This is a genomic window from Mesorhizobium sp. (assembly GCF_024509055.1).
GTDB lineage: Bacteria > Pseudomonadota > Alphaproteobacteria > Rhizobiales > Rhizobiaceae > Mesorhizobium.
In genome coordinates, this window is record NZ_JANINM010000368.1 from 1 (window position 1) to 10,361 (window position 10,361).

The 10,361-nt window shown below is 65.2% G+C and carries 14 protein-coding genes; 6 read left to right on the forward strand and 8 right to left on the reverse strand.

From position 1 onward, the window contains the following. Positions 1-431 precede the first annotated feature (431 nt). The 5 genes from Q0L57_RS16350 to Q0L57_RS16370 all read right to left on the reverse strand — a co-directional run bounded on the left by Q0L57_RS16350 (position 432) and on the right by Q0L57_RS16370 (position 5,430). Positions 432-749 carry a plasmid stabilization protein gene (locus tag Q0L57_RS16350; RefSeq protein ID WP_296744189.1) on the reverse strand — a complete coding sequence of 106 codons (318 nt, stop codon included), beginning with the start codon at positions 747-749 and terminating at the stop codon, positions 432-434. Positions 750-759: 10 nt separating this feature from the next. Continuing rightward, the gene (locus Q0L57_RS16355; protein WP_296744190.1) at positions 760-981 is read right to left on the reverse strand and encodes a hypothetical protein; all 222 of its coding nucleotides are present in this window, start codon (positions 979-981) and stop codon (positions 760-762) included. 32 nt (positions 982-1,013) lie between these two features. Continuing rightward, positions 1,014-1,496, reverse strand: coding sequence for a hypothetical protein (locus Q0L57_RS34275; protein ID WP_366940927.1), 483 nt, complete (start codon positions 1,494-1,496; stop codon positions 1,014-1,016). 645 nt (positions 1,497-2,141) lie between these two features. Beyond that, entirely contained in the window at positions 2,142-4,646 is a 2,505-nt protein-coding gene (locus Q0L57_RS16365; RefSeq protein ID WP_296744191.1) for a GAF domain-containing protein, read from the reverse strand. 43 nt (positions 4,647-4,689) lie between these two features. Then, on the reverse strand, positions 4,690-5,430 hold the full coding sequence (locus tag Q0L57_RS16370; RefSeq protein WP_296744192.1) for a Crp/Fnr family transcriptional regulator: 741 nt from the start codon (positions 5,428-5,430) through the stop codon (positions 4,690-4,692). A gap of 121 nt (positions 5,431-5,551) precedes the next feature. Here Q0L57_RS16370 and Q0L57_RS16375 point away from each other — a divergent pair, with 121 nt between their 5' ends. The 3 genes from Q0L57_RS16375 (at position 5,552) to Q0L57_RS16385 (ending at position 6,531) form a co-directional block, all read left to right on the forward strand. Continuing rightward, positions 5,552-5,923: a response regulator gene (locus Q0L57_RS16375; RefSeq protein WP_296744193.1), complete on the forward strand. Its 372-nt coding sequence runs from the start codon at positions 5,552-5,554 to the stop codon at positions 5,921-5,923. Between the two features lie 60 nt (positions 5,924-5,983). Then, the gene (locus Q0L57_RS16380; protein ID WP_296744194.1) at positions 5,984-6,157 is read left to right on the forward strand and encodes a hypothetical protein; all 174 of its coding nucleotides are present in this window, start codon (positions 5,984-5,986) and stop codon (positions 6,155-6,157) included. Positions 6,158-6,294: 137 nt separating this feature from the next. Continuing rightward, positions 6,295-6,531: a hypothetical protein gene (locus Q0L57_RS16385; RefSeq protein WP_296744223.1), complete on the forward strand. Its 237-nt coding sequence runs from the start codon at positions 6,295-6,297 to the stop codon at positions 6,529-6,531. A 16-nt stretch (positions 6,532-6,547) separates the two neighbouring features. On the opposite strand, the gene Q0L57_RS16390 is transcribed toward Q0L57_RS16385, so the two are convergent. Beyond that, on the reverse strand, positions 6,548-6,781 hold the full coding sequence (locus tag Q0L57_RS16390; RefSeq protein ID WP_296744195.1) for a hypothetical protein: 234 nt from the start codon (positions 6,779-6,781) through the stop codon (positions 6,548-6,550). Positions 6,782-6,952: 171 nt separating this feature from the next. On the opposite strand from Q0L57_RS16390, the gene Q0L57_RS16395 reads away from it, so the two are divergent. Then, positions 6,953-7,672, forward strand: coding sequence for a Crp/Fnr family transcriptional regulator (locus Q0L57_RS16395; protein ID WP_296744196.1), 720 nt, complete (start codon positions 6,953-6,955; stop codon positions 7,670-7,672). An 18-nt stretch (positions 7,673-7,690) separates the two neighbouring features. Here the strand turns inward: Q0L57_RS16395 and Q0L57_RS16400 are convergent, their stop codons facing one another. Together Q0L57_RS16400 and Q0L57_RS16405 are read right to left on the reverse strand one after the other, a co-directional pair. Then, a complete protein-coding gene (locus tag Q0L57_RS16400; RefSeq protein WP_296744197.1) occupies positions 7,691-7,990 on the reverse strand; it encodes a DUF982 domain-containing protein in 300 nt (99 codons plus the stop codon). Between the two features lie 196 nt (positions 7,991-8,186). Continuing rightward, a complete protein-coding gene (locus Q0L57_RS16405; protein WP_296744198.1) occupies positions 8,187-8,372 on the reverse strand; it encodes a hypothetical protein in 186 nt (61 codons plus the stop codon). 170 nt (positions 8,373-8,542) lie between these two features. On the opposite strand from Q0L57_RS16405, the gene Q0L57_RS16410 reads away from it, so the two are divergent. Beyond that, complete coding sequence (locus tag Q0L57_RS16410; protein WP_296744199.1) at positions 8,543-8,848, forward strand: hypothetical protein; 306 nt, start codon at positions 8,543-8,545, stop codon at positions 8,846-8,848. 347 nt (positions 8,849-9,195) lie between these two features. After that, positions 9,196-10,233 (forward strand): YihY/virulence factor BrkB family protein, encoded by a 1,038-nt coding sequence (locus Q0L57_RS16415; RefSeq protein WP_296744200.1) that lies wholly within the window; start codon positions 9,196-9,198, stop codon positions 10,231-10,233. Positions 10,234-10,361 lie beyond the last annotated feature (128 nt).

The window sequence follows — 10,361 nt, forward strand, 5'->3', positions numbered from 1 at the left end:
GACGCGCGCAGACCCTAGAATCCATGCCGTGTCATCGGCCGTAGAATGCAACGGTCCAGAATAGCCTGCAGAACCCGCGCCAGCTTGGATCGCTCTACGTCTACATCACCGAGAGCCAGAAACGCGGCACGGTCTATATCCGTGCCACCAATGACCGGCTGCCCGAGCAGAAAAGCCCTAGCCATGCCAATGGAGGATCGAACTCATCGAGAAGACCAATCCTGAATGGTTCGAGCTGATTCGCGGGATTGGCTGATGATCGTTCTGCACAGTTGCGGAACACGAACGTGACGGAATGGATTCTAGGGTCTGCGCGCGTCGCTTCGCTCCTTGCTCCGCCCTAGAATGACGAAGGATGGGGACGGCGCTCCGTCGCGCCCTTCGGCGATCGTTACGGCATGATTCCTCGGATCAAGCCCGAGGCGCCCCGTCTACCTATGCGTATGCTCCCCGTCGCGCTTGCGCGTTGCCGCGGCCTTCTTGGCCGAAGCCGAGCGCTCGGCCGCCGGGCGGTCGGCGGCAGCCGCGCCGCCGAGCTTGCCGCCCTTGTGCGCGGCGGGGTTGCCGGTGTGCTGGCCGCGGCCCGAGCCGCCTTCCTTCTTGCCGCCGCCATCGTCCTTGTTCACGGTCGCCCAGGCGCGGCGCTCGGCTTCCTTCTCGGGAACGCCGCGCTTCTCATAGCCCTCCGCGATGTGGTCGGCCTTGCGCTCCTGCTTGTCGGTGTATTTCGATTTGTCTCCGCGTGGCATGTTCTGCTCCTCAGCTTTCGGCCTTCATGGTGCGGGCGATCTCAAGCAGCCTGTCGCGATCGTGCCCGTGTTCGCGGATCAACTCGCGCGCCTGATTTGGCGAAAGATCGGTGTTTTCGGCCAGGAACCGCACATCCGGATCGTGGCCGCCCTTAACCGGCAACTTGCCGGTTCGCGGCGCTTGGGCGGCGCCCGGACGGTGGGGGATGCGATTGTCGTTTGCCTGGTTCATCACAGGCCTCCTTTGCGGGTGAGTTCTCGGTTCTAGGAATGCTTGCCGCGTGCTTCCTTTTTGCAGCGCAGAACCTCGTCGGTGCCGACGATTTCCTTCGAGCCGCCGCTGATGGCGGTCGAAACGACGGCTGGTGGGTCGCTGGCCGGAAAGCTGTCCTCGAGGCCGGATTGCAGCTGCTCTTCCAGCGTGTCCGGATTCTCCGAGCGGCCGGCGGCGCGGCGGTCGCCGATCTCTTCCAGGTCGTGCTTTGCGTCGGGATGCTCGCGCACGTTGCGCAACGTCGAAACGATCAGCTCGACCGCGAATTCCTTCATCGCCTCGGCATGCGGCGCGGCGAGGTCGGTTTCCTCCACCAGCCGCACAAGCGATTGCTCGAGCCTGCCCAATTCCTTCATCCCCTGGCCGCGCGCCAGCCTATGGGCCAGCGCATGGATGAGCAGAGGTGCGAATGCCGAATAGGCATGCATGCGGGTCTCGTCGATGCGTTCCGGATGAAGCATATGCAGGGACATCGGTGCCTCCGTGAAAACGTCGTCCTGCCTGTCTGGCCCGCCGACTTGGGCCAACTGGCCTCCGCTAGGGGAACTGAGGGGCGGGAAAGAGGTTCCATCCGAAAGGCGATGCCGGTCGACCGCGAAGAGAGAGCCGACAGGCGCGGAGCCGGTCGGTCATGGCGGCTGCCAAAGCCGGGTCCGGTCGGTCCGGATCGGACTGAAGTCCTATCTTTGCTGCTAAAAGGCCGAGCCGCGCAACCATGGTCGGGGTTGCGAGTTATCGCTCGGCTGCCGATAAAGCCCCCTCAATCGGCAGCTGATTTGGGTGCCGCCAGTTCTCCGTACTGGCCGGCACCCATTGGCTATCCGGCGAGCGCATCGAGGCAAAGTGTGACCCTATCTTCAGTCAGGCCAGACCAGCGGGAGGCCACGAGCCCGCCCGCTAACGACAATCGTTCTTCCGGGACGGCCGATCGGTCGATACTCGACCTTCTTCCCGACGAGGACGTGGCCGACATCGCCAGGCGGGCGGAGAATCTGGGCGTTGCCGTGGTGATCGCGATCGCGTTTTGCTTCATCGCCGCGCCGGTTGTTTATGTCGGCCTGGCATACTTTCCGTAGCGACAGCGGCGGCGCAACGGCGCGCAACAAGCGGCGAGCTGCCTAGAATTTCACGATCTGCGACGTGGCCGGAATACGGACGGCGTAGCGCATGCCGTTTTCCCCGAATTGACGTTCGACGCTGGCGTTGAGGTCGTAGGCGAGGCTCCGCGTCAGAAGCTCGGTGCCGAAGCCGTTGCGCTTCGGTCTGGTATCGCTCGGCGTCTGGCCGGATTCGACCCATTCGAGCGAGAGCGCCGCACAGTCGCTGTCGGGCGCCTTGTCCAATGTCCAGCGCACCGCGATATGTCCGTCCGGCACCGACAGAGCACCGTATTTCAGCGCATTGGTCGTCAGCTCATGCAGGGCAAGGCCGATTGTTTCGGCGGCCTTGGCGGCCAGTTGCACCGGCGGGCCGGCGATCGACAGTTGCTCGCCTTCCCTTGCCGAGGCGGCAAAAAGCGTATCGGCGACCAGCCCTTCCAGGTCGAGACCCGCGGTCGGGTCGCGGGTGACCGCGGCCTGAACGCGAGCGAAGGCCGCGATGCGGCCGTCGAGATGCATGCCGAGTTCCTCGGCCGTCTCGCTGGATTCGGCGCTTCGGCGCGCGATCGCCCTGATGACGGAAAGCGTGTTGCGCACACGGTGCTGCAGTTCGGCAAGCAGGAATTTCTGGTGCTCCTGGGCATCCTTCAAAGGCGTTATGTCGTGGCCCACGCCGCCGATCCGGTCGATTTCGCCGTTCGCGTTGCGCATCGGGAAGTCGGTGTTGCGCAACCAGCGTATCTGCCCGTCGACGGGACGCCTGATACGGTATTCGAAGGCGACGCGCTTGCCCTCGATCACGTTGCGGATGTTGGCCATGGCCACGTCGCGATCCTCCGGCAGGATCAGCTCCATCCAGGATGTGAAATTGTCTCCCGCCAGCGCGTCTTGCCGGCTGATGCCGTATATCTTGTCGAAGCCCCGGCTGAGGAAAGTCCACTGGAGGTCGGCGGCGCTGCGGATCCATAGCACGTCGAGCGAGGCGTCGGCGAACTGCTGGAGCCTTTCCTCGGTTTCGCCGAGCGCGGCTTCGGCGGTGGCCCGGTCTTGCGCTTCCCGGTGGCGCGAAATGATAATCGCCGCCGCCCGGGTGATCACGGCGGCGAATTCGTGGTCGAGCGGCGTCGCCTCGCGCGGCTTGCCGAAATACATGGCGAAGGTGCCGACCACCTTTCCTGTCGATGTCTCGATCGGGAAGGACCACACCGCACGGTAGGCATATTGCTCGGCAAGCCACAGCCATGGCCCCCAGCGCGGCTCCTTGACGACGTCGGCGGTGATGACCGGGTTTCCATTGTGGACGGCGAGGCCGCAGGCCAGCGAATCCGACGCGATCCTGAACCCGTCGACGCACAGCGCATAGGGCTCCGGCATTCCCACGACATGCCGCAGCTCGGTGCCTTCGGCGTTCGCGACGTAGAAGGCGCAGCGCATGTCGCCGCCGATCTGCGCGAGCGCGGTGGCGACGAGGAAGCCGAGCGACTGGGCAAGCGGCGCGCCGTTGATGGCGGCCAGGAAGGCATCCTTCTGGCCGGCAAGCCAGGCGACGCGGTCATGCAGCGCGATCTCGGTGTGGGCGCGCTCGACCGCTTCCCAGGTGCGCTCGCCGACATCCGTCACCAGCGAGATTTCATCCGGCGTCCAACGGCGCGGCAGTTTGGAATGGATGAAGAAAGCGGCGGTCAGGCGCCCGTCCTTGACGATCGGATGGGCAATCGCGGCCCGCGCGTCGATTACGGACCAGATCCGCTCGTAGTTCTCGCGCGACACCCCGGCGTCGGTCAGCGCGTCCTCGATGACGGCCAGCTTTCCGACGCGCAGGGCCTGCATGAAGAAAGCCCCGGAATCCGTGACCCGATAGGTGCCGACGACCGATGCCACGCCTTCGCGGGTCCAGTCGCGCGCAACCACCATATGCTCGTCGTCCGGCAGCATTTCCCCATAGGCCGCGCGCTCAACGCCGAGTTGCTCGCCCAGCAGGCGGCTTGCGGTCTCCTGGATGGCGATGGCGTTGGTGAGCGGCCGCAGGCTATCGCTGAGCCGCAGCAGGAAGGCATGCCGCGCCTCGCTTTCGCGAAGCGCGTTCTCCATCCGCACCCGGCCCGTGGTCTCGATAGTGGAAGCCAGGAAGCCGTTGGTTTCGCCCTCGTCGTCGTGCAGCGGCGTCAGGCTGAAGGTGAACCACCCCTCGGGCTGGTCGGGGCGCCAGGGCATCGAGAAGCGCTGGTCGGTCACGACTTGCGGCTGCCCCCGCATCACTCTGTCGACAAGGGGCTCCAGCACCGGCCACTGGTCCTTGAACGCCGTCCGGAACGGGACGCCCAGCACCGGCGGTCGCCGGCCGTGCACCAGATCGTCATAGGCGTCGTTGTGGATCATCACCAGGTCGCCGCCGGCCACGACATACATCGCCTGGTGCGATGCGAGGATGAGATCGACCAGCCCCTTCAGGCGCTGCGGCCAGGCCTCGATCGGGCCGAGCGACGTCGCTTCCCAGTCGTGCTCGCGCACGCGCCGCGCCATCGCGCCGTCTCCCGGCGGCCATGCGGTCGTGTGTGGCGCCGTCCTATTCATTGGCGTCCAGATGCGCTCCTTCTCGTTCGAGATGCAGGTAGTTCGGATTGAACAGGCCCGTCCGCATCAGCCGGGGCAGGTCGGGTATGGTCAGCATCCGGTTGGTGAGGTTGATGAGCCTCATGTTGCGGAGCTCCTGCAGCGTCCGGTTGACATGGACGGTCGACATGCCGGTCGCGTCGGCGAGCTCGGTCTGGGTGACCGGGAAATGACAGCTCTTGCCGCGGGTCAGCCCGGCGGCCTGCAGTCGCAGGAAGATCTCGCAGAAAAGATGCGCGACGCGTTCGAGCGCATCGCGCTGGCCGAGGTTGACGGTCCACTCGCGCTGGATGGCGATCGTCACCAGCGAATCCCACCACAGCGCCTGGGCGATCCGCGCGTGCCCGTCGAGGATGGTCTCGAAGGCGTGCCGCGTGATCTCCGCCACCGTCACCCCGCCGATGCTGGCGATCGAGTGATCTATCTCGCGCAGGATGAAGACATTGAGGTCGCACAAATCTCCCGGCAGGAAGAAGCCGACGATCTGCCGGCGGCCGTCTTCCAGGTGCTTGTAGCGGCATGCCCAGCCATCGAGCATGAGATTGATGGCCTTCGGCTTTTCGCCCTCGGCCACGATATGCTCATGCGCGCCAAGCTTGCGCACCCGCTCGGCCGCGGCCCTGGCTAGAACGTCCTTGTCGTTGCTTGACAGATGTACGAAGTGTTCCAGTTTTTTGATGAGTGCGTCGGGCATCGGTCGCCTTTGGGTCGCTGATACAAGCGATAGCCTTTTCGCGCGATACAGGTCTTCACATATGTTAGTTTCAAATCCGGGCCAGTGGCATAATCGGGTATTTTCCTCGGAAGGCCACCTCATGCCCCAACTCGACGAGAGCGATACGCCGACAATTCTCGTGGTCGAGGATGAGTATTTCATCGCCAGCGAGATAAGGTTGGCGCTCGAAAACCTCGGCGCGCGCGTGCTCGGCCCGGTCAGCGGGCTGGAGCAGGCCCTGCAGGTTCTGGATCAATCTCGGCCTGACAGCGCTATCCTCGACATCAACCTGCGCGGCGAGATGGCGTTTCCGCTCGCCGCCGAGTTGAAGGCGCGCGGCATCCCCTTCCTATTCGCGACGGGCTATGACGGGCCTGCTATTCCGGAAAGCTTTGGCGATGTTCAGCGCTGGGAAAAACCGTTCGACGCCAGAAGGCTGGCGGCTGCTTCCCTGGCGATCTCGAAAGCGTGAAGAGCACGGGTGGAACATTAACATATGTTAACCGTTGGGCGCGCGAAGGGGAGTCGCCTCATGGCCGACGACCGACCGCATGCGTCACTGGACGCCGTCGTGAAGCGCCTTGTCGAGGAAGCCGGCATCAGCGAAGCGGAGGCGCTCGAGCTCGTCTATCTGCTAGGCCTCAACTGGAGCTCGCTGGTGCGGGAGGCAAGGGTGTTGCGGGCGGCGAGCGAAAACCGGCGCTGACGATCCGGCTTCACGGATGACGTCAAGGGCAGGGCGATATTTTTCCAGCTTCTTAACAATCTTAATAGCGGGGCATGCCGGCCGCCCGCCATTGTCGGGTCGAGGGTAGCAAGGAGGAGGCTGTGCCCGTGATCAATATGCCTGCAAGAAGCCTGACCCGCATCATCGACCACTATGTCGAATCCCGCAAAAGCCCCGACTGGCCGATTTCGACGGCCCAGGCAGTGACCGCCATCCGCTGCGTTCTGCCGCAATGCACGCTCTCCGACCGCCAACTCGAAGACATGATCGCAAGTGCTGCGATTGCCAGGCATCGCAACCTGGCCTTCGACCTGCCGCCGCCCCTGGCGGTACCCGAACTGGCCGGGCTGTGATCCGGGTCGCCGGCGCTCAGCTCCAGCTGGAGTCGAGCGTCAGCGATGCCTCGAAGACCTGCTCGCTCTCCTCGTTGCGCACGCGCACGGTGATCCTCAGATGGTCGCCGCCCGGCATCTCGTCACGCGCGACGTCCTGAAGGATGCGCAACGCCTCCATGCCGGCGCGCTCGCGGGTGGGCAGAAGCTGCCCCTCGCTGTCCAACTGGCTGTGTTCGGTGTTGTAGACATCGAAGTAGAACCGTTCCATTCGCGAGAGCACCCAGGCAACCTAGACGTTCAATTCATGACGGCGTTCCTGGTTCCAAGCGGCTGATCCGCGAAGGAAATCCATCCCCGGTGTAACCGCGCCGTCGTGCGGCGCGTGCAACCAGCACACGGCCTGCGACGTTGAGCGTCGAACGCGGAAGTCGGAACCTCGATGCTTGAATCGCTTTACCTCAACCTCGGCCAGCACGATGCCCTCTCCGAAGCGGAGAAGGCGTTGCTTGCCGACGCGATGTCGATCGAGAAACACTTCGGCGTCGGCGAGGATATCGTCGCGGAAGGTTCGCGCCCTGGCTACAGCACGCTGATCCTCGACGGGCTCGCCGCGCGCTACAAGGTGCTGGAGGACGGCGGGCGGCAGTTCACCTCGCTCCAGGTGCCGGGCGATTTCGTCGATCTGCACGCCTTCCTGCTGAAAACCATGGACCACGGCATCATCGCGCTCTCGCCCTGCCACATCGTGGCTGCCGACCATGCGAAGCTGCGCGCGATCACCGAGCAGGCGCCGCACCTGACCCGGCTGCTTTGGCTGGACACCCTGGTCGACGGCGCCATCCATCGCGAATGGATCGTCGCCATGGGCCGTCGCTCCAAGACCTCGCACCTGGCGCATCTGCTGTGCGAGCTGTTCGTCCGGCTGCAGGTCGTGAAGCGGACCAACGGCATGAGCTTCCGGCTGCCGCTGTCGCAGGCCGAGCTTGCCGACGTGCTCGGCCTGTCGGTCGTCCACATGAACCGCGTCATCGGCGCGCTGCGCGGTCTCGGCGCGATCGGCTGGGTGCAGCACATGGTCACCATCCTCGACTGGGACCGGCTGGTCGGCATTGCCGAGTTCGACCCGACCTATCTCAGCATGAACCGCGAGCCGAGGTGATCCGCCCCGCGGCTCCGCTTAGCTCCGCGGGGCGTTGCCGTCCTCCCACAACTCGTCGAGCATGGTGAGCGCGGCGCTTGGATCGGAGCGCTTCAACAGGCCTTGCTCGGCCGCGACCTTCCTGAACGCCGCGAAGGCGACGGCCGGGCGGCAGATGCCGTTCACAGCGTCATCCACCAGCGCGACCGCCTGGAGATAGGCGGGCGCGTCCTTGTTCTTCCAGGTGCCGCCGAGCGCCTTCCTGGCCTCGGCGATAGAGGTGACCACCATCGTGCCGCCGTTGACGAAGCGGATGGTCAGGGGCAGGAACCGGCTCATGCGCGTCTCACCATCCCAGCCATTCGCGCGTGCGCAAGGCCAGCCCGAGGAAGGGCGCGGCGGTCAGCGGCGCGGCCGATAAGACAAAAAGAGGGTTGCTCGTCCGAAAGGATTTCATGGTTGCCACCAAAAGATTGGGATCGCCGTAAACGACCAAGTCGCCGGCTGGTTGCACGGGAAATGATTGGTTGATCAGTTACATATTGCTGGCCGGCCGGATCGGCGGCGCGGGCCTGTGCGGTGGTCGCGGGCGCGTCTTCACCGGCACGCCGGCCAGCGAGGCGCGGATCGGCCTCGCGGGGATGACGGGGATCGTCGCGACAGCGGCGCGCCGGCGACGGAAAGCGGCCGTCAGCCTCTCGATCATGTTGTGAACGTCCATGGGACTCCTCCTGAAGAGTCCCCCCAATTGGGTGATCCCTAACACCCCGGCGCCGCCGTTGGCATTTAACTTTGATGTATGGCCGCGCGTGTCCCGATGTGTCCGGGCCAACCTTTTGCGCCGGCACGCGTTGTCCTCTGATGAGACTGGTCAGCCACGAGGAGGATCCGATGAGGAAAGCACTGCTTGGCGCAGCGATTGTGCTCGCGTCCGCGCTGCCAGCCACGGCCCAGACCGGCAACCAGCCGGAAAACCCGAAGATCGAGAATTGCGAGGTCAAACCGGACGCGGCGAAGAAGGACAATGGCGGGCAGCAGGACGCCCAGTCCGACAATCTCTCCGGCAGCCTGGCGCCTTGCGGCGGCGTGTTGAAGCCGCCGCCGACCGGCGACCGGAACGCCACCCAGCCGCCGGCCAATGGCAGCGACATGCCGGTGATCAAGCCCGGCCAGGTGCCGCCCCAGACCGCCAAATAGAGGGCCGCGCGCATCTTGGCCCACCCGTTCGCCGGGAACTGAAGTCATCATCGGCGTGTTGTGGAACCGGGCGGCGGGCCGCCCACGACTATCCGGCCCCCGCCTTCGGGTCCAATAGGCCCGATTTGCCCGCCCGGTTCCTGGCTCCCGGGCGGGCCTTTTCAAACGGAAACAGGGCCGCGGGAACATTCGCGCGTGCACCGTATTTTGTCTTTGCGGGCCGCGTCAGCCGGACCTGGTGGCAAAGAGAACAGGGTTGGTTTCTCCGGCTTCACACCCTGGCCAACGAAAAGGCAGCCGAGCTCTTGTCCCACCCGGCCCGCTCGCATCGGGCGTGGGTGCACTGAATGGCAAAGGGTCGGGAAGCCTGGGTTCTGCTGAAGGAAAGCGTGAAAGGCTATGTGGCCGACAATGCGCTGAGCCACGGCGCGGCGATGGCTTTCTACGCCACAACCTCGCTGGCGCCGATCCTGCTGATCGTTGTGGCGATCGCCGGTCTCGTTGTCGGCAACGATGCCGCCCAGGTCGCGCTTTCGGCGGAGATTTCGGGCGTTATGGGGTCGCAGAGCGCCGATCTGCTCAAGGCGACGATCGAGACCGCCTCGCACCGCTGGTCGGGCACGCTTGCAACGCTCATAGGGCTGGTGACGCTCTTCGTCACCGCCTCGGGCGTGTTCGGCGAGATGCAGCAGTCGCTGAACGAGATCTGGAAGGTCAAGCCCAACGGCGTTTCGCTGACACGGCTGGTGCGGGCGCGGGCGGCGAGCCTCGGCCTCGTCGCGGCACTGGGCTTCCTGCTCCTGGTGTCGCTGGCGGCAAGCACCGCGATCTCGGCGCTGGGCGAGTTGATCAACCGGCGCCTGCCGTTCGGCGAGCTGATCGTCAGCGCCGTCAACACGGCGGTCTCCTTCGCGCTGATCGCGCTGCTCTTCGCCGCCATCTACAAGGTCCTGCCGGACCGCGCGCTGAAATGGCGCGACGTCGCCATCGGCTCGCTGGTCACCGCGCTGCTCTTCACCGTCGGCAAGTCGCTGATCGGCTGGTACATCGGCACCAGCGCCATCGCCACCTCCTATGGCGCTGCCGGCGCGCTGATGGTGGTGCTGGTGTGGGTCTACTACTCGGCCCAGATATTTCTCTTCGGCGCCGAGATCACCCGCGCCTACTCGGTCCGGCGGGGCAGCCGGCGAGACCTTGCGCCGGTGGTCGCCGCGGCAAATGCGAACACGAAGGGCACCGGCGGGGCGGTTGCTGCCAGGAAAGGCTCGGGCGGGCCCGTTACCGCGACAAGCCCGACCGCTCCGGCCAATGAGGTGGCCGCCTGGATACTCATCAGCAGCCTGATCACGTCCCTGCTTGGCCAGTTGTGGCGGCGGCGGGCATAGTCTGATCTTCCCCGGTACTGGATCTCCCTCGCGGCGGCGAGCCCCGGGAACGCGACTCCCGGGGCTCGGGGAAGCGCGGGATGAGGGACGTCCCGGCTTCCGCTGGCGCAATCCCGGGAAATCACCCG

What these genes read in the sequence shown, in the direction of transcription:
- Q0L57_RS16350 (WP_296744189.1), bottom strand. Translation starts at nt 749, where the DNA reads ATGCCACGCGGAGACAAATCGAAATACACCGACAAGCAGGAGCGCAAG.
- Q0L57_RS16405 (WP_296744198.1), bottom strand. Translation starts at nt 8,372, where the DNA reads ATGGACGTTCACAACATGATCGAGAGGCTGACGGCCGCTTTCCGTCGC.
- Q0L57_RS16390 (WP_296744195.1), bottom strand. Translation starts at nt 6,781, where the DNA reads ATGGAACGGTTCTACTTCGATGTCTACAACACCGAACACAGCCAGTTG.
- Q0L57_RS16380 (WP_296744194.1), top strand. Translation starts at nt 5,984, where the DNA reads ATGGCCGACGACCGACCGCATGCGTCACTGGACGCCGTCGTGAAGCGC.
- Q0L57_RS16410 (WP_296744199.1), top strand. Translation starts at nt 8,543, where the DNA reads ATGAGGAAAGCACTGCTTGGCGCAGCGATTGTGCTCGCGTCCGCGCTG.
- Q0L57_RS16365 (WP_296744191.1), bottom strand. Translation starts at nt 4,646, where the DNA reads ATGGCGCGGCGCGTGCGCGAGCACGACTGGGAAGCGACGTCGCTCGGC.
- Q0L57_RS16400 (WP_296744197.1), bottom strand. Translation starts at nt 7,990, where the DNA reads ATGAGCCGGTTCCTGCCCCTGACCATCCGCTTCGTCAACGGCGGCACG.
- Q0L57_RS16395 (WP_296744196.1), top strand. Translation starts at nt 6,953, where the DNA reads ATGCTTGAATCGCTTTACCTCAACCTCGGCCAGCACGATGCCCTCTCC.
- Q0L57_RS16355 (WP_296744190.1), bottom strand. Translation starts at nt 981, where the DNA reads ATGAACCAGGCAAACGACAATCGCATCCCCCACCGTCCGGGCGCCGCC.
- Q0L57_RS16415 (WP_296744200.1), top strand. Translation starts at nt 9,196, where the DNA reads ATGGCAAAGGGTCGGGAAGCCTGGGTTCTGCTGAAGGAAAGCGTGAAA.
- Q0L57_RS16370 (WP_296744192.1), bottom strand. Translation starts at nt 5,430, where the DNA reads ATGCCCGACGCACTCATCAAAAAACTGGAACACTTCGTACATCTGTCA.
- Q0L57_RS16385 (WP_296744223.1), top strand. Translation starts at nt 6,295, where the DNA reads ATGCCTGCAAGAAGCCTGACCCGCATCATCGACCACTATGTCGAATCC.
- Q0L57_RS34275 (WP_366940927.1), bottom strand. Translation starts at nt 1,496, where the DNA reads ATGTCCCTGCATATGCTTCATCCGGAACGCATCGACGAGACCCGCATG.
- Q0L57_RS16375 (WP_296744193.1), top strand. Translation starts at nt 5,552, where the DNA reads ATGCCCCAACTCGACGAGAGCGATACGCCGACAATTCTCGTGGTCGAG.